Source organism: Streptomyces sp. NPDC023573 (assembly GCF_055559735.1).
In genome coordinates this window covers 494,982-512,031 of the sequence record NZ_JBVHKB010000001.1, presented here as the reverse complement: position 1 = coordinate 512,031, position 17,050 = coordinate 494,982, and the positions used below count along the sequence as shown (strand labels likewise).

General features: G+C 71.8%; 16 protein-coding genes. 8 read left to right on the top strand and 8 right to left on the bottom strand.

Annotation, left to right across the window (positions count from 1 at the left end):
- Positions 1–18: 18 nt before the first annotated feature.
- Positions 19–906: a 3-methyl-2-oxobutanoate hydroxymethyltransferase gene (gene panB / locus ACZ32T_RS02340; RefSeq protein ID WP_467273202.1), complete on the bottom strand. Its 888-nt coding sequence runs from the start codon at positions 904–906 to the stop codon at positions 19–21.
- Between the two features lie 386 nt (positions 907–1,292).
- On the opposite strand from panB, the gene ACZ32T_RS02335 reads away from it, so the two are divergent.
- The 3 genes from ACZ32T_RS02335 to ACZ32T_RS02325 all read left to right on the top strand — a co-directional run bounded on the left by ACZ32T_RS02335 (position 1,293) and on the right by ACZ32T_RS02325 (position 5,221).
- Positions 1,293–2,315 carry an endonuclease/exonuclease/phosphatase family protein gene (locus ACZ32T_RS02335; protein WP_467273201.1) on the top strand — a complete coding sequence of 341 codons (1,023 nt, stop codon included), beginning with the start codon at positions 1,293–1,295 and terminating at the stop codon, positions 2,313–2,315.
- Between the two features lie 326 nt (positions 2,316–2,641).
- Positions 2,642–3,832 carry a Cmx/CmrA family chloramphenicol efflux MFS transporter gene (locus ACZ32T_RS02330; RefSeq protein WP_467273200.1) on the top strand — a complete coding sequence of 397 codons (1,191 nt, stop codon included), beginning with the start codon at positions 2,642–2,644 and terminating at the stop codon, positions 3,830–3,832.
- A 174-nt stretch (positions 3,833–4,006) separates the two neighbouring features.
- A complete protein-coding gene (locus tag ACZ32T_RS02325) occupies positions 4,007–5,221 on the top strand; it encodes an MFS transporter (protein ID WP_467273199.1) in 1,215 nt (404 codons plus the stop codon).
- A 244-nt stretch (positions 5,222–5,465) separates the two neighbouring features.
- Here ACZ32T_RS02325 and ACZ32T_RS02320 read toward each other — a convergent pair whose 3' ends face one another.
- Positions 5,466–5,783, bottom strand: coding sequence for a hypothetical protein (locus ACZ32T_RS02320; protein WP_467364920.1), 318 nt, complete (start codon positions 5,781–5,783; stop codon positions 5,466–5,468).
- A 367-nt stretch (positions 5,784–6,150) separates the two neighbouring features.
- Between ACZ32T_RS02320 and ACZ32T_RS02315 the strand changes: the two genes are divergently transcribed.
- Complete coding sequence (locus tag ACZ32T_RS02315) at positions 6,151–6,954, top strand: hypothetical protein (RefSeq protein ID WP_467364918.1); 804 nt, start codon at positions 6,151–6,153, stop codon at positions 6,952–6,954.
- Positions 6,955–6,980: 26 nt separating this feature from the next.
- Here the strand turns inward: ACZ32T_RS02315 and ACZ32T_RS02310 are convergent, their stop codons facing one another.
- From ACZ32T_RS02310 to ACZ32T_RS02295, 4 genes are all read right to left on the bottom strand, one after another.
- On the bottom strand, positions 6,981–8,735 hold the full coding sequence (locus ACZ32T_RS02310; RefSeq protein ID WP_467364916.1) for an NAD+ synthase: 1,755 nt from the start codon (positions 8,733–8,735) through the stop codon (positions 6,981–6,983).
- A gap of 110 nt (positions 8,736–8,845) precedes the next feature.
- Positions 8,846–9,271, bottom strand: a complete 426-nt coding sequence (locus ACZ32T_RS02305) for a CBS domain-containing protein (RefSeq protein WP_467271681.1) — start codon at positions 9,269–9,271, stop codon at positions 8,846–8,848.
- A gap of 154 nt (positions 9,272–9,425) precedes the next feature.
- On the bottom strand, positions 9,426–10,106 hold the full coding sequence (locus tag ACZ32T_RS02300) for a DUF305 domain-containing protein (protein ID WP_467364914.1): 681 nt from the start codon (positions 10,104–10,106) through the stop codon (positions 9,426–9,428).
- Complete coding sequence (locus ACZ32T_RS02295; protein ID WP_467271684.1) at positions 10,103–10,777, bottom strand: DUF3105 domain-containing protein; 675 nt, start codon at positions 10,775–10,777, stop codon at positions 10,103–10,105. The genes ACZ32T_RS02300 and ACZ32T_RS02295 overlap by 4 nt, the downstream gene beginning before the upstream one ends.
- A 244-nt stretch (positions 10,778–11,021) precedes the next feature.
- Here ACZ32T_RS02295 and glnA point away from each other — a divergent pair, with 244 nt between their 5' ends.
- A complete protein-coding gene (gene glnA, locus ACZ32T_RS02290; protein WP_014156604.1) occupies positions 11,022–12,383 on the top strand; it encodes a type I glutamate--ammonia ligase in 1,362 nt (453 codons plus the stop codon).
- Between the two features lie 179 nt (positions 12,384–12,562).
- Positions 12,563–14,047 carry a hypothetical protein gene (locus ACZ32T_RS02285; protein WP_467364912.1) on the top strand — a complete coding sequence of 495 codons (1,485 nt, stop codon included), beginning with the start codon at positions 12,563–12,565 and terminating at the stop codon, positions 14,045–14,047.
- Here ACZ32T_RS02285 and ACZ32T_RS02280 read toward each other — a convergent pair.
- Positions 14,044–14,649, bottom strand: a complete 606-nt coding sequence (locus ACZ32T_RS02280) for a CGNR zinc finger domain-containing protein (protein ID WP_467365656.1) — start codon at positions 14,647–14,649, stop codon at positions 14,044–14,046. The two genes, ACZ32T_RS02285 and ACZ32T_RS02280, sit on opposite strands and share 4 nt — an antisense overlap.
- 99 nt (positions 14,650–14,748) lie before the next feature.
- On the opposite strand from ACZ32T_RS02280, the gene ACZ32T_RS02275 reads away from it, so the two are divergent.
- Both ACZ32T_RS02275 and ACZ32T_RS02270 read left to right on the top strand, forming a co-directional pair.
- The gene (locus ACZ32T_RS02275; RefSeq protein WP_467271853.1) at positions 14,749–15,486 is read left to right on the top strand and encodes a phosphodiesterase; all 738 of its coding nucleotides are present in this window, start codon (positions 14,749–14,751) and stop codon (positions 15,484–15,486) included.
- Positions 15,487–15,710: 224 nt separating this feature from the next.
- Positions 15,711–16,499, top strand: a complete 789-nt coding sequence (locus ACZ32T_RS02270; protein ID WP_467271688.1) for a putative protein N(5)-glutamine methyltransferase — start codon at positions 15,711–15,713, stop codon at positions 16,497–16,499.
- Positions 16,500–16,517: 18 nt separating this feature from the next.
- Here ACZ32T_RS02270 and ACZ32T_RS02265 read toward each other — a convergent pair whose 3' ends face one another.
- Positions 16,518–17,039: a pyridoxamine 5'-phosphate oxidase family protein gene (locus ACZ32T_RS02265; protein ID WP_467364910.1), complete on the bottom strand. Its 522-nt coding sequence runs from the start codon at positions 17,037–17,039 to the stop codon at positions 16,518–16,520.
- Positions 17,040–17,050 lie beyond the last annotated feature (11 nt).

Here is a 17,050-nt window from a genome sequence, read left to right as displayed (position 1 = left end):
GCAGTGGTCGTGTGGGCGTCAGTGGAAGGTGTGCTCCGCCGCCGGGAACGTGCCGCCGACGACCTCTTCGGCGTACTCCCTGGCGGCGTCGGTCATCACCTGACGCAGGTTCGCGTACTGCTTGGTGAAGCGCGGGACCTTGCCGCCGGTCAGGCCGACCATGTCGGTGTAGACCAGCACCTGCGCGTCCGTGTCGGGCCCGGCTCCGATGCCGACGGTCGGGATGTGCAGTGTGCGGGTCACCTCGGCGGCCAGTTCGGCCGGGACGAGCTCCAGGACGACGGCGAACGCGCCCGCGTCCTGCACCGCCTTCGCGTCGCGCAGCAGCTGCTGCGCCGCTTCCTCGCCACGGCCCTGCACGCGGTAGCCCATGGCGTTGACGGACTGGGGGGTCAGGCCGATGTGGCCCATGACCGGGATCCCCGCCTCGACCAGGAGCCGGATCTGCTCGTGGGAGCGCTCGCCGCCTTCCAGCTTGACCGCGCCGACACCGGCGTCCTTGATCAGCCTGGTGGCGTTGCGAAGGGCCTGGACCGGCCCCTCCTGGTAGGCCCCGAAGGGCAGGTCGGCCACGATGAGGGCGCGCTTGGTGCCCCGCACGACGGCGGCCGACAGGATGGCCATCTCGTCCATGGTGACGGGCACGGTGGTCTCGTAACCGAGGTGGCAGTTGCCCATGGAGTCGCCGACGAGCATGACCGGGATCCCGGCCTCGTCGAACACGGACGCGGTCATCGCGTCGTAGGCGGTGAGCATCGGCCACTTCTCGCCGCGCTCACTGGCGGCGGCGATGTCGTGGACGGTGATGCGGCGGGTGCTCTTGCCCCCGTACAGGGCCTTGCCGGCACCGGGAGTGGGGCCCGCGGGAGGTGTGGCGGGCTGGTTCTGCGCAGCCTGAAGCGACATGGCCAACGGCTCCTTCGTCATCTCGAGGCGCCCTGACGGCGTCCCCGGATCCCTTCCATGGTGGCATCCCGCGAGCGTTCCGGGGAAGTGGGCCCGCCCACCGTGCGCGGTGAACCTCGCCGGGCGACGGGCCGGAGGTCTCGACGAGGAAGGCGCCTCGTGCCGCGCCTGGCGAAGGCCCAGGTCACAGCTGTGGAATCGAAGGCTGCCCCTGTGTGAGTGTTCTGTCACAAGCCGCGCCTCCCTCATCATGGCCGGAACTCGCCGGTCCGGTTCGGTCGTCCTGGTGGCAGTACGGCCGTCGTCGACGGCGAGAACCGCGTCGCTCATCGCCTAGGGTCGACAGGCGCGGTGATGTGTACGGCAAGGCAGTGAGGACGAGCGCAATGGTGCAGGCGTACAGGGCGGACACCGAAGACGTCGGCGCGGGTGCGCGGCCGGGCTCCCGGCTCCGGGCCCTGCGTCACAGACTGGCCTCCGACCGGGGCATCTGGCGGCGCGGCATCATCCTGGCGCTCTGCTCGGTGCTCCTGACCCTCGTGATGGTCTTCCACGCCGAGATCCCGAACACCGTGGGCAACCTGGGCAGCCTCATCGAGACGTTCCTGCCCTGGCTCGGCGTGGCCGTGCCGCTGCTGCTCGTCCTCGGTCTCGTCCGGCGTTCCGCGACGGCGTCGATCGCCCTCGTCCTGCCCGTCGCGGTCTGGCTCAACCTTTTCGGTGGCCTGCTCTTCGACGACAAGTCGGGCACCGGCGGCGATCTCACCGTCGCCACGCACAACGTCAACGCGGGCAACCCCGACCCCGCGGGCACCGCCCAGCAGGTCGCCGGCTCCGGCGCGGACATCGTGGCCCTGCAGGAGTTGCCGGGCGGCAAGGTGGCGGCGTACGAGGACGCGCTCGCCGACCGCTACCCGCACCACTCCGTCCAGGGGACCGTCGGTCTCTGGAGCAAGTACCCGGTGACGGACTCCAGCCCCGTCAACATCAAGCTGGGCTGGACCCGCGCGATGCGTGCCACGGTCACGACCCCGGAGGGCCCGGTCAAGGTGTACGTCGCCCACCTCCCCTCCGTACGGGTCAAGCTGAACGCGGGTTTCACCGCCAACCAGCGGGACGACAGCGCGGACGCGCTGGGCGAGGCCATCGCCGACGAGCCGCTGGAGCGGGTGGTCCTGCTCGGCGACCTGAACGGCACGATGAACGACCGCTCGCTGCACGCGGTCACCTCCCAGATGCGCTCCACCCAGGGCGCGGCGGGCGACGGCTTCGGCTTCAGCTGGCCCGCGGCGTTCCCGATGGCGCGGATCGACCAGATCATGGTGCGGGGCGTCGAACCCCTTGCCTCCTGGACCCTCCCCGCGACGGACAGCGACCACCTCCCGATCGCGGCCCGCGTGCAGCTCTGAGCGCCCGCCGCTTCCGACGGACGCGGTACGCTCTCACGCATGTCCAGCCCCGAGTCCGACAGACTCCGGCCGCCGGTCCGCCGGTGGCCCCGTCCGTGACGCCGTAAGCCCCGGCCCCAGCGGTCACCGGGCTTCGCCCCGTCGCGTCGTCGGCCATCGCCGGATCGTCCGCGGCGGTGTGGGCCGGCTCTCATGTCCCGTACGAATACCGGACACTCCACCGTGTCTCCGTCCTCGCGCCCTCCGCGCGTGACGACGGGCGCGGCCCGCATCCCCCTGCACACCGCTCGTTCCTCCGACGGTTCCGTACAAGGGGTTCCCTTCTCATGCCATTCGCTGTTTACGTCCTCGGGCTGGCGGTCTTCGCCCAGGGCACTTCGGAGTTCATGCTCTCCGGCCTGCTCTCGGGCATCGCCGGGGACCTGCACGTCTCTCTCGGCGCAGCCGGGCTGCTGACCTCGGCCTTCGCGGTCGGGATGGTGGTCGGCGCGCCGCTCACCGCACTGGCCGGCCGCCGCTGGCCCCGGCGCCGGGCGCTGCTGTTCTTCCTCGGCGTCTTCGTCGCCGCCCATGTCGTCGGCGCGCTGACCTCCAGTTACGGGGTGCTGCTCGCCACCCGGGTCGTGGGGGCGCTGGCCAACGCCGGCTTCTGGGCGGTCGCGCTGGTCACCGCACTGGCCATGGCCGGCCCGCACCGGCGGGCGCGGGCCACCGCCGTGGTCGTGGGCGGGGTCACCGTCGCGTGCGTGGTGGGTGTGCCGGCGGGGGCGGCGCTCGGCGAGCTGTGGGGCTGGCGCTCGGCGTTCTGGGCCGTGGCCCTCGTCTCCGTACCGGCCGCCGTCGCTCTGCTGGTCGCCGTCCCCGGCGGCCGGCCCGACGACGCACCGCGGCAGGTGAGCGCGCGGAGCGAACTGCGCGCGCTGGCCAGGCCCCGGCTGCTGGGGACCCTGCTGGTGATGGCACTCGTGCAGGGGGCGACCTTCTGTACCTTCTCCTACCTGGAACCGCTGGTCACCCGGGTCACCGGCTTCGGCGCCGGCTGGGTGCCCGTGGTGCTCGCCCTGTTCGGCGTCGGCTCGTTCGCGGGTGTCACCCTGGCCGGGCGCCTGGCCGACGCCCGCCCGCACGCGGTCATCGGGCTCGGCATGACGGCTCTGGCCGCCGGGTGGGCCGCGCTGGCCCTGACCGCGGCCCACCCGGCGGCGGCCCTCGCCCTCGTCCCGCTCCAGGGCGCGCTGGCCTTCGGTACGGGGACGACGCTGATCACCCGGGTCTTCCACCTGGCTCCCGACGCCCCGACGCTGGCCGGCTCCTTCGCCACGGCCGCCTTCAACGTGGGCGCCGCGGCCGGCCCCTGGCTGGGCGGCCTGGCCCTCGGCGCGGGCTTCGGCTTCCGCGCCCCGGTCTGGGTGAGCGCCGTGCTGATGTGCCTGGCACTCGCGGGTGCGGGGGCGCTGGCGGTGTCCTCTTCCGCGGGGGTGTCCCGGCTGCCGGGGCGGGCCGGAGCCGCTGAGTGACGCAGACATCACACCCCGACGCAACGGCATGTTCACGTCCGGGCATAAAACGTCTGAGAGACTTTGTTCCGACGGGGTACATAACCCGTCCCGGCAACGAAGCCGACGCTCCCGCACACATCGCCGCCGCCCGGCCTCCACGGCCCGGGCGGCCCCGCCCGAAAGGTCATCTCCATGCCCCTGGCCCTGCTCGCCCTCGCTGTGAGCGCCTTCGGCATCGGCACCACCGAGTTCGTGATGATGGGGCTGCTGCCCAACGTCGCGGACGATCTGGGAACGTCCGTACCCACCGCCGGTTACCTCGTCTCGGCGTACGCGATCGGCGTCGTCCTCGGTGCCCCGCTGCTCACCGGTCTCGGCTCCAGGATCCCGCGCAAGCGGATGCTCCTGCTGCTGATGGCCGTCTTCACCGTCGGCAACCTCGCTTCCGCCTTCGCCCCCGACTTCGGCTGGCTGCTGGCCGGGCGGTTCCTGGCCGGGCTGCCGCACGGCGCCTTCTTCGGGGTCGGCGCGGTCGTCGCCGCGCGCCTCGTGCCGGACGGGCGCCAGGCGCGCGCCGTGGCCACGATGTTCCTCGGCCTGACCGTGGCCAACATCGTCGGCGTGCCCGCCGCCACCCTGCTGGGACAGCACCTCGGCTGGCGTGCCACGTTCATGGTGGTCGCCGTGATCGGGCTGGTCGCGATGGCCGCCCTCGCCCGCCTCGTCCCGCAGATCCCCGTCGAGGCGCACCAGAACGTACGCCGTGAACTGAGCGCGCTCGGCAACCGGCAGGTCGTCCTCGGCCTGCTCACCGCCGTCCTCGGCTTCGCGGGTGTCTTCGCCGTCTACTCCTACCTCTCGTCCATGACGACCGAGGCGATGGGCTTCGGCGAGTCCTCCGTGACGCTCGTCCTCGCCCTCTTCGGCATCGGGATGACGCTCGGCGCCCTGGCGGCGGGACCGCTGACCGACCGGGCACTGCGCCCCACCCTCTACGGCTCGCTGGGGGCCCTGGCCGTCATCCTGGTCGTCTTCCCCTTCACCGTGCATGTGCAGTGGGCGGCCCTGGTCATGGTGGTGCTGCTCGGCGGCGTCGGCTTCATGACGACCACACCCCTGCAGATGCTGGTGATGAACAAGGCCAAGGACGCCCCCACGCTGGCGTCCGCCTCCAACCACTCCGCCTTCAACCTCGCCAACGCGGGCGGTGCCTGGCTCGGCGGCGTCGCCATCGCGGCGGGCTGGGGCTGGACCTCTCCGGCCCTGGTCGGCGCGGTGCTGGCCGTGGCCGGTCTCGCCGTGGCCGTCACGGCGGGCTTCCTCGACCGGGCCCCGGGCACCTCGCGCGTGGTGGCGTCCGGAGCCCGCGCCGAGGCGCGCGAGCCGGTGGAGACGCACTCCTTCTGAGCGCTACGACGGCTCCGGGCCGGCGCGGGACACGCGCCGGCCCGAGCCCAGCAGGGCCGCCGTGACCAGTCCCGCGAGCGCCCTCGGCGCGAGCGGCAGCCGGACGTCCAGCACGGCGACCGGCCGATGCCACCGTCGACTCCCTCCGCACCCGCGTGTCCCGCGCTCCCGGCCGGGGCGCGCCCCTGGCCATGCTGGTGACTGAGGGGGTTCGGTGGCACCGGGCAGACGCCTCGGAAGCATCTCAATCGGCGTCAGGCACTTGTGAAACGAGAAGGGCGAGTTGGCGCAACCGCTGGTAGTACTCGCGACCTGACGGGTCGCTGATCTGCGGAACCACTCGGTCCAGGTCTTCGACGCAGGCCCGCAGGATGCGTCGGCGCCCTGGATCGAGGGCGCCGTCGTTGTTGATCCACGTGTGGGCGCAGCCTGCGGCATCCGCATCGAGCAGCACCATGTCGATGTCCTCGAACTCGGCGCCTCGCAGGTTTGCCGGGAATGCGGTGTCGAGGTGTTCCTGCCAGAGGCGGGCGGCCTCCCGCACCAGTTCAGGTCTGATCATCTGGCCATACTCCTGTACGCGGCAGCGGGTGTGGCGTGAACTCAGGGGTTCGTACGGCGGTAGCACAGGAGGGTGCGGGCGATGCCTGTGAAAGCAGGGAAGAGCTCGGCTTCGCGCTCGTAGCGGCGGTGGAGTCGGAGGCAGCCCGCGAGCCGGGCCATGGTCCGTTCGACGGCCCGACAGTGTCGACCGAGTCGCTCCGAGATCTCCATGCCCTTCCAGGCATGGGCCCGCGGTCCCGGTGGCCGACCGGTCGCGTCTGTACACGACCGCAGCGCGACCACGGCGGAACAGAGGCGGCCTCATGCCCCGAAGCCTGCGTATTCTCCTGATGAGGACCACAAGCTGGCGACAGGAAGGCCGGGGGATGAGCGCAGACGGGGGCGGCGTGCCATGGAATCCGTACGGGGGAGGGCAGCCGGTGCGCCGGCTGACCTTCGGACGGCTCTTCAACCCGATCGCTGTGGGACGCGCGGTGTTCACGCCGTCCAGGCCCGACCGTGTGCACGACCCGGCGGTGAAGAAGGCACAGGTCGTGAGGACGGTCGTCGGCATCGCCGCCCTCACCTGGATGATGCTGTCCTACGGGCTGGCGGAGGACGCCGACGCCGTGGTGGACGACCGCTTCGGCCAGATCCGCACCACCCTCATCGTGCTGGCAGTGACCTTCCCGGTCGCCGTCGCCGCATTCGTCGCGGCGGCACGCCCGCCCAACCGGGGCCTGTTCCTGCGCCGCGCGGCCAAGCCCGTCGGGGCGCTGCTCGCGCTGTTCGTCGCCCTCGCCGCGCCGAGGCTGATCACCGGGCTGGGCTACGTCACCGAGGAGACGGACTGGACGGCGTCGCCGGGGCGGGTCGTGGTGTTGTTCGCCCTGGGAGCCTGGCTGTTGTGGCTCGCTCCCTTCGTGCTCTACGGCATCGCGCAGTCGCTCGTCCACGTCTTCCGGACGGCGGACCTCCACGAGACCGTCCCGCCGCTGCTCGCGACGCTGCTCGTCTGGGAGGTCGCGCTCCTGGACGTCTTCCGGGGCGCCTACGACGGCGTGCCGCTCGCGGTGCGGGTGGCCTTCACCCTGGGAGGCCCGCTGTCCGTCACCCTGGTGGCGATGTGGGAGCTGCGGCGGCTGCGCACGCGGCACGGCATCACCCTGAGGGGCGCCCTGCTCCGCTGAGCCGCCACGGAGACCGCCCTCCGCCCTCAGCCCGTCTCGCGCCAGCGGTTGGTGACCGGCAGCCGGCGGTCCTTGCCGAAGCCCTTCGGGGAGATCTTCGTGCCCGGCGGGTACTGCCGCCGCTTGTACTCCGCCGTGTCGACCATCCGCAGCGTCTTCGTCACCAGGGCTTCTTCGAACCCGGCCGCCACGATCGCCTCCCGCCCCTGGTCCCGGTCGACGTACAGCTCCAGGATCCGGTCCAGCACGTCGTAGTCCGGCAGCGAGTCCGTGTCCGCCTGGCCCGGGCGCAGTTCGGCGCTCGGAGGCTTGGTGATGGACGCCTCCGGGATGGGCGGGGTCTGGCCGCGCTCCTCGGCGGCGCGGTTGCGCCACTTCGCGAGGCGGAAGACCGACGTCTTGTACACGTCCTTGATCGGCCCGTACGCGCCGACGGAGTCCCCGTACAGCGTGGAGTAACCCACCGCCAGCTCGGACTTGTTGCCCGGCGCCAGCACGATCTGGCCCTCCTGGTTGGAGACGGCCATCAGCATCGTGCCGCGCAGCCGGGACTGGAGGTTCTCCTCCGCCAGACCGGTGAGCCCGAGCGACTCCATGTACGCGTCGAACATCGGCTCGATCGGTACGGTGCGGAAGTTCAGCCCCGTACGCCGGGCCAACTCCGCCGCGTCGCCCTTGGAGTGGTCCGAGGAGTACTTCGACGGCATCGAGATGCCGTACACGTGCTGGGCCCCCAGCGCGTCACACGCGATCGCCGCGACGAGCGCCGAGTCGATCCCGCCCGAGAGCCCGATCAGGACGCTGCTGAATCCGTTCTTCGCGGCGTACGCGCGCAGGCCCACGACCAGCGCCGTGTACAGCTCCTCGTCGTCGTCGAGCCGCTCCGAGCAGCCGCCGGCCAGCTCCGGCTCGTAGGCGGGCAGCGGCTTCCCGCTCAGCACCACGTGGTCGATGCGCAGCCCGTCGTTCACGACCCCCGAGGGAGCCTCGGCCGCGGCGGCGGGAAGGTCCAGGTCGAGGATCACACTGCCCTCGGTGAACTGGGGTGCGCGGGCGATGACTTCGCCGTCCCTGTCGACGACGATCGAGTCCCCGTCGAAGACCAGCTCGTCCTGGCCGCCGGTCATCGCCAGGTACGCCGTCGTGCATCCGGCTTGCCGCGCCCGCGTGCGGACCAGCTCCAGCCTGGTGTCGTCCTTGTCGCGCTCGTACGGGGAGGCGTTGACGGACAGCAGCAGCCCGGCCCCCGCGGCGCGCGCGGCCGGGACGCGACCGCCGTCCTGCCAGAGGTCCTCGCAGATCGCGAGCGCCACGTCGATGCCGTGCACCCGCACGACGGGCATCGAGTCACCCGGCACGAAGTACCGGAACTCGTCGAAGACGCCGTAGTTGGGCAGGTGGTGCTTGGCGAAGTTCAGCGCGACCTGCCCGCGGTGCAGCACCGCGGCGGCGTTGCGCGGGGACCCGGCGGGCTGGCCGTAGCGTGCCGCGGCGTGCTCCGAGCGGTCGAGGTAGCCGACGACGACCGGGACCTCCCCGAAGCCCTCGTCGGCGAGGCGTGCGGCGAGCGCGCGCAGCGCCTTGCGCGAGGCTTCGACGAAGGACGACCGCAGGGCCAGGTCCTCGACGGGGTAACCGGTCAGCACCATCTCGGGAAAGGCCACCAGGTGGGCACCCTGCTCGGCGGCGTGCCGGGTCCAGTGGACGATCGACTCGGAGTTGCCGGCGAGGTCTCCGACGGTCGCGTCGATCTGATTGAGGGCGAGGCGTAGTTGAGGCACCCCGCCAGTGTAATCGTCTGACTGACGCTATGTCCTGGCCTTCCCGTCCGGAGGCGGCGGACCGCCCCCGGACGGGGGCCTGCCGGGGACCGGTGCGGGCGGCCTGTGTGTCAGGTGCGGGTGTACACCTTCTCCGCCCAGCCGGCGACCTGCTCGTCCGAGAGGTGGAGTGCCAGATCCGCCTCGCTGATCATGCCGATCAGCTTCTTGTCCTCGACCACCGGGAGCCGGCGGATGCGGTGGCTCTGCATCTCCTCCAGCACGGCGTCGACGTCCGCCGTCGACTCGATCCAGCGCGGGGTGCCCTCACAGAGCTCGCCCGCCGTCACCTTCGACGGATCGTGCCCCGACGCCACGCACTCGATCACGATGTCGCGGTCGGTGATGATCCCGACCATCCGGTCCTGCTCACCGTTGGCGGAGACGGGAAGCGCCCCCACCTCGTGGTCACGCATCATCTGGGCGGCGCGGTCGAGCGTCTCGTGGGCGGGGATCCAGTGGGCCCCGGTGTGCATGATGTCCTTGGCCGTGGTCATGTGGTTGCCTCCTGCGTGCCTGTGGGCACTGCTGTACGGCCCCGAGTCCTTCCATCGTGGCGGGCCCGCCCGGCGTACGCGAACGCTGGGCGGACCCGCCCGGCGCACACGAACTGTGTCACCCGTTCGGACGTACGCCGAGCCGGTCCCGCGCTCAGGGGCGGGGAGCGGACCCGCGTGCCGTGAGCATGTCCGCCATCAGGTCCAGCTCGGACTGCTGGGCCTCGACCATGCCCCGGGCCAAGCGCTTCTCCACGGGCACGGCGCACTGCTCGGCGCAGCCACGGGCCATCGCGACGCCGCCCTCGTGGTGGTCGGTCATCAGCCGCAGGAAGAGAATCTCGGCCTCCTCGCCACGGGCGGCACGGAGCCGGTCGAGCTCGGTCCTGGTCGCCATGCCGGGCATGAGGGCACCGTCGTGATCCATGCCCTCCATCCCGGCCATGCCGTGGCCGCTGTGGCCGCCGCCCGGCATCCAGGCCATCGGCCCCTGCCCGTCGGGCGCCGTCTTCGGCAGCTCCCACAGATCAAGCCAGCCGAGCAGCATGCCCCGCTGGTTGGCCTGCGTGTTGGCGATGTCGTACGCGAGACGACGTACGTCCTCGTCCTTCGTCCCGTCGCGCACGATGAAGGACATCTCCACGGCCTGCTGATGGTGGACGGCCATGTCCCGCGCGAAGCCCGCGTCCGCGGACCGCGCCGAGGGCGTACGGGGCCCGGGGGGCTCCGCCTCGCCCCGCGCGGAGGCGACCGTCGCGGCTCCGGCGAACAGCAGGGCGAGAGCCACGGCGGAGCCCGCGACCCACCGCGTACGCCGGCTGCCCGACGGGATCACCCGTCCACCCCACCGGTGCAGGGCGCGCCCGGCTCGGGCGTCTGCGCGCCCTGGACGTACTTCGCGAAGAAGGCGGCCACCCGGGGGTCGTCGGCGCTGTCCACCGTGACCTGCTTGCCCCAGGCGGTCAGCATGATCGCCCCGGCCTGGCCCTCGTACGGTGACATCAGGGAGTAAGGGGTGCTCCTGACGCGGGACGCGAGTCCGGCGAAGGCGTCCGGAGAGGCCTTCTCGCTGATCGTCACCCAGACCGCGCCGTGCTCCAGGGCGTGCACGGCGTTGACGTTCGGGACGGCCTTTTCGTATACGACGCCGTCGCAGTTCAGCCAGGCCGGGTTGTGGTTCCCGCCGACGGGCGGCTCCATGGGGTACTTCACGTCGGTGGTGACGTGGTCACGGCCCAGCTTCGCCGCGTCCCACGTCTTCTCGCCCGCGATCGGCCCCGCGGCGAGCTCCTTCTTCTCCTGCTCGGTCTGCTTCGAGTCCCGCGCCCGGGTCTCCCCGGTCCTCTCCTTCGCCTCGGACTTCTCCAGGAGCGTGTACGAGCCGAAGCCCAGCAGCCCGGCGACCACGACGGCACTCAGGCCTATGGCGACGACCCGGTTGCGCCGGTCGTGCGCACGGTCGGCACTGCGCATCTGCTCCACGCGGTTCCTGCGGTCGAAGCTCATGACGTCGGGTCCTTCTGCCAAGGGGTCGGGAGGGGCGGGGACGGAACGGGAAAACCTGGCCGTGGCGGACCGTGGCCGAGCGGCTACAGCCCTTGCACACCATGGGCGCCGATCGTAGTGGGTGGCCGCGTGCTCTCTCTCACACCGTGTGCGTAATCTGGGTGAAATCCCGGGTCGCGATACTGAGGTGTCCCCCTACCCCGGGCGGTGGTGCACGGACCGTCTGAACTGCAAGGATGTGGCTATGGACAAGCAGCAGGAATTCGTCCTCAGGACGCTTGAGGAGCGTGACATCCGCTTCGTACGGCTGTGGTTCACCGATGTTCTCGGTTACCTCAAGTCCGTCGCCGTGGCCCCGGCCGAGCTCGAACAGGCCTTTGACGAGGGCATCGGCTTCGATGGCTCCGCGATCGAGGGCTTCGCCCGTGTATACGAATCGGACATGATCGCGAAGCCGGACCCCGGCACCTTCCAGATCCTTCCGTGGCGCGCCGAGGCCCCCGGGACCGCCCGGATGTTCTGCGACATCCTGATGCCGGACGGCTCGCCCTCCTTCGCGGACCCGCGCTTCGTGCTCAAGCGGATCCTCGCCAAGACCTCCGACCTGGGCTTCACCTTCTACACCCACCCGGAGATCGAGTTCTTCCTGCTGAAGAACAAGCCGGTCGACGGCAGCCGTCCCACCCCGGCCGACAGCTCCGGCTACTTCGACCACACGCCGCAGAACGTCGGCATGGACTTCCGCCGCCAGGCGATCACGATGCTCGAATCGATGGGTATCTCCGTCGAGTTCAGCCACCACGAGGGCGCCCCCGGCCAGCAGGAGATCGACCTGCGGTACGCCGACGCGCTCTCCACCGCCGACAACATCATGACCTTCCGCCTGGTCATGAAGCAGGTCGCGCTGGAGCAGGGCGTGCAGGCCACCTTCATGCCGAAGCCGTTCTCGGAGTACCCGGGCTCGGGCATGCACACGCACCTCTCCCTCTTCGAGGGCGACCGCAACGCCTTCTACGAGTCGGGCGCCGAGTACCAGCTGTCGAAGGTCGGCCGGTCCTTCATCGCGGGCCTGCTGAAGCACGCCGCGGAGATCTCCGCCGTGACCAACCAGTGGGTCAACTCCTACAAGCGCATCTGGGGCGGCTCCAGCCGTTCCGCGGGCGCCGGCGGCGAGGCCCCCTCGTACATCTGCTGGGGCCACAACAACCGCTCCGCGCTGATCCGGGTCCCGATGTACAAGCCCGGCAAGACCGGCTCGGCCCGCGTCGAGGTCCGCTCCATCGACTCCGGCGCCAACCCCTACCTGACGTACGCGGTGCTGCTGGCCGCAGGCCTCAAGGGCATCGAGGAGGGCTACGAACTCCCGGCCGGCGCCGACGACGACGTCTGGGCCCTCTCCGACTCGGAACGCCGCGCGATGGGCATCGAGCCGCTTCCGCAGAACCTGGGCGAGGCGATCTCGCTGATGGAGAAGAGCGAACTGGTCGCCGAGACGCTGGGCGAGCACGTCTTCGACTTCTTCCTGCGCAACAAGAAGCAGGAGTGGGAGGAGTACCGCAGCGAGGTCACGGCCTTCGAGCTGAAGAACCTGCTGCCGGTGCTGTAGCGGCACCTGTCGTACGTACGGGCTTGGGGCCGGCGGTGCCATACTGCCGGCCCCAAGCCGTTCCGGACGCCGTTTCCACAGCGTGATCGTGCGCGGACCTGCATGCCCGATCTGATTGCGCAGTTGGCCGAGCGCGGTCAGCGGGCGGTTGTCTCACCCGCCCTTGAGAAGATCGCCCCATGGCGCACAGAGGTGAGCAGCTGACACGGGTCGCGTTCGGGATGTCGGAGGCGTCGGAGGCGGATCGCGTCGATGCCCTCCGGCTGCTCGAAGCCGACAGCGGTCTCCACGCGGAGTGGATCCTGGGGCTCGCCATGAACCGTGCCGCCCCGGACGAGGTGCTGCGGCGGGTGTTCACGGTCGACCCGCTGCCCGAGGCCCGGCACTGGCTGCCCCACTACCGGCTGCCGGCCCGGACGGCAGAAGCCGCCGTGGCGCACCCTGATCCACGGGTCCGCGCGATGCTGGCCCAGAACCAGTCCGTGCCGTCGGCTGTGCTCGCCGTGCTGGTCGAGGACCCGGAACCGAGAGTGCGGCGCATCGCGGCGATGACGGCGTGCGAGTTCGGCGTCGAGCTGCCGGCCGAGCTGACCGTACGCCTCGCCACCGGCCCGGAGGCCCGGATGCGGTACTGGGCCGCCGGGCTGCGCGGTCTGCCCGAGCAGGCGCGGCTCGTGCTGGCCGAGGATCCTCACCCCCGCGTCCGCGCCGCCGCCATCGACTCCTGGAGCTGGCCCCGGCTGCGCCCGGAGGTCCGGGCCGCGGCCGAGGCCGACCCCGATCCGGAGGTGCGCGAGGCGGTCGCACGCGCCACGCACGTCGATGTGCCTCTGCCGACGACCGTAGAGGGCTTCCTCGCCGAGCCGGACGAACGCCGTCGCCGTGAAGCCGCGTTCACCGCACCCGTCGAGACGGCCCTGGCCGAGCTCCTCGCGGCCCACGAGGACAGTTCGCTGCGTCTCGGAGCGGCCCGCAACCCTCATGTGCCCGCCACCATCGCTCTCGGGCTCGCCGCCGACCCCGATCCCTTCGTCCGTCTCACGGTGTCCCTCCGCCCGGACGTGACCGAGGCACAGCGGGCGGCGATCGACTACACCGTGCCCCAGGGCCACGAACCGGTGCCGCCCTGGGTGAGGGAACGCTTCGGCGACCCGGACGCGCTGCGGGAGATCGCGGCCTCCAGCCACGTCCTGCTGCGCCGTGGCGTCACCCGCGCACCGGAGCTGCCCGCCGATGTGGTCGAGCGGTTGGCGGCCGACGACGACTACTTCGTCAGACTGATGCTCTGCGAGAGCGACCACGCCCCGCAAGAGCTGCTGATGCGGATGTTCGCCGACTGGCGCGGGCTCAGCTGGGGGATGCTGGCGTACCGCCGTAACTTCGCGCGCCCCGGCCTGGCCCGGTTCGCGGACGACCCGAACTACCGGCTGCGGTACGCGGCCCTCTTCGACCCGGAGGCGGAACCGGAGCTCGTGGACCGGCTCTCGTACGACGAGGAGGACATGGTGCGCCGCCACGCGGCGGCCGACCCGCGCCTCCCTCTGCCGAGGCTCGTCGAACTGCTCGGCGGAGACGGGCTGCCGCGCTCGGCGGCCGGCAACCCGGCGCTGCCTGCCGGGCTCATGCACCAACTGCTCGATGTCGTGGGCGTCGTTCCGTACTAGGTGGCCGTCCCGCCCTGGGCCCGGTGGTGGCGGTCGTAGTGGCGGGCCGCGCGGGCGCGGTTGCCGCAGGAGGGCTTGCACCACTCCTGGCGGCCGTGGCCTTTCACGAAGTAGCGCACGCAGCGGGGAGCCGTGCAGGCCCGCAACTGTTCGCGCTGCGGGCCGCTGAGGAAGTCGATGGCGGCCCGCGCGAGCGCCGCGAGGAGTGCGGGGCGCGGGCCGTCCCCCGGGGCTGACAGGCGTGCCGTCGGGGGGCCTTCGAGCGGCCACTCCAGCTGGGGGACCGCAGGGGCCAGCGCGGCGGTCGTGTTCAGGTGCGCCACCGCCCGGTCGGCCGGCATCAGCCGGTGGGCGTCCGGGGGGCTGGGGCGCGCGGGGCTGACCGCGCGGGCGAACAGCGCGCGCACCGCGCGCCGTACCTCGACGACACGGACCCTGAGGTCCTCGTCCACCGCCTCCTCGCCCACGGGGACGTCCAGCAGCGCCTGCTGCCGGCGGAGCCAGTCCTTGAGGCCCTGGACGGTGGCCAGTTCGTCCGCCACGCCGCCCTCGCCGTCATGGCGGATCGTGCTCGCCAGCTCCAGTGCCGCCCAGCGCTCCATGATGTCCCGCTCCTGCCCGTACCTGTTGATCGAGGTGGCACGCACACTCTATGGTCCCTAACGGATAACTGGAAATAATCATTAGGGGGAGACGTGACCGTGCTGCTCGCGCAGATCAGCGACCTGCACCTGGACGGCAGCGAGAGGGCGACGCGGCGTGCCGTACGGGTCATGGACCACCTGAGGGCCCTGCCCCGCCCCGTCGACGCCGTGCTGGTCACCGGGGACATCGCGGACCACGGCACGGAGGCGGAGTACGAGGAGGCCGCGCGGATCCTGGCCGCGCCCTTCCCGGTCCTCCCGTGCCCCGGGAACCATGACGTGCGTCCCGCGTACCGGAAGGTCCTGCTGGGGGAGTCGCCCGACGCCGGACCCGTCAACCGGGTGCACCACATCGGCGGCGTCGCGATCCTGATGTGCGACTCCACCATCCCCGGGCGCGACGAGGGGCGCCTCGACGAGCAGACCCTCGCCTGGATCGACACCACCCTCGCCGGACTCCCTGAGGACACAAGGGCTCTGATCGCCTTTCACCAGCCGCCCGTCGAGCTCCACCACCCGCTGCCCGACTCCGGCATGCTCGAACGCCCCGGTGACCTGGCCGCCCTGCTCGACGCCCATCCACGGGTCTCCGCCGTGCTCACGGGGCACGCCCACACCGCGGCGGCCTCCGTCTTCGCGGGGCGCCCTCTGATCGTGGGGCCGGCGATCACCTGGACGCTGCGGATGCCGTGGGAGGGCGAGGGGGCCGCCGACCGCGACCAGCCGCCGGGGCTCGCCTTCCACGTCCTGGATGACGACGGCCGGCTGACCACCCACTACCGCGTCGTGCTCTGAGCCGGGCACCCGACCCGCGCGCCCCGCTCCCCGGGAGGAGCGGGCGGACGGTGAGTCACCCGGCGCGGTTCCGGTAGTGTGGCCCCTCCCGAGAACGGGACCGACCCAGGAGGTGAGACCCATTACCGCTTCAGCAGGCTGGGCGCTCACCCCTCGCCGTCGCGTGGCCGACCGGGCCTGAGCGATCGCGGAGCGCCCATCGGTTCACCCGAAAGGCTCCGCACGTGCAGGAATTCGCTCCGCCGCTCACCTTCTCCACCCTCGTCACCACGCTCCGCGCCGCAGGCTGTGTCTTCGCCGAGGACGAGGCGGAACTCCTCCTCTCCACGGCTTCCGGCCCCGTGGAACTCGCCACCATGCTGGAACGCCGCGTAGCCGGTCTGCCACTTGAACACGTGCTCGGCTGGGCCGAGTTCTGCGGGCTGCGGATCGCCGTGGACCCCGGGGTCTTCGTGCCCCGGAGGCGTACGGAGTTCCTCGTGCGGCAGGCCGCGGCACTCGCCCCCGACCGGGCGGTCGTCGTCGACCTCTGCTGCGGCAGCGGTGCGCTCGGCAGGGCGCTCGCGTCGTCCCTGCGCGAGGTCGAACTGCACGCCGCCGACGTCGAACCGGCCGCCGTGAGATGTGCCCGCCGCAACGTGGGCGGACACGGGACCGTCCACGAGGGCGACCTCTTCGAGCCCCTGCCCCGGTCGCTGCGCGGCCGTGTCGACGTCCTGCTCGCCAACGTGCCGTACGTGCCGACCGACGACGTCGAGCTGCTGCCCGCCGAGGCGCGGATCCACGAGCCGCGCGTCGCACTCGACGGAGGCGGTGACGGGCTCGACGTGATGCGGCGCGTCGTCGCCGGGGCGACCGACTGGCTGGCCCCGGGCGGCAGTCTCCTGGTCGAGACGAGCGAGCGGCAGGCGGCGCACGCCCGGGAGACGGTGGGCAGCAGCGGACTCGTCGCGCGCGTCGTCGTCTCCGAGGAGCTGTACGCGACCGTCGTCATCGGAACCAGGCCCCGGTAGCGGGGCAGCGCGCCCGGCTCAGGCGAAGCGCCAGCGCGTCTGGCCGAAGGGATCGCCCTTGACGAAGCCGAAGGCGGTGCGGGGGGCCACCGCGAAGACCTCCGCACGGCCGCCCGCGCCGTTGGAGAACATGCCGTCCGTGACGCCGAAGTGCCAGTCGGCGCCGTACTTCGCCTCCCACGCCTCGGCCAGCGCGATGAGCCGCTGCTCGTCCGTCACCCGGACGGCCCGGCCCTCGACCACCACGTCGAACCCCTCGTTCAGGGTGTTGGCGCCGGTGGTCAGGACGACCTCCGGGTTCCCCGCCAGGTTCCGTGCCTTGCGCTCGGAGGGCCCCGTGCAGAAATGCAGCGCGCCGTCCGACCAGAGGCCGATCAGCGGGGTGACATGCGGGCGGCCGTCGGGCCGGACCGTGGAGAGCCAGTACAGCTCCGCGCGCTCCAGCAGGTCGACCGCCTCCGCCCACGGACGGGCGGCGGCGCCCTCGCTGCTGTAGTGCGGGTCCAGGGCGGTGTCGGGAGCGGTGTCCTTCTCCGGCATTTCGGGCCTCC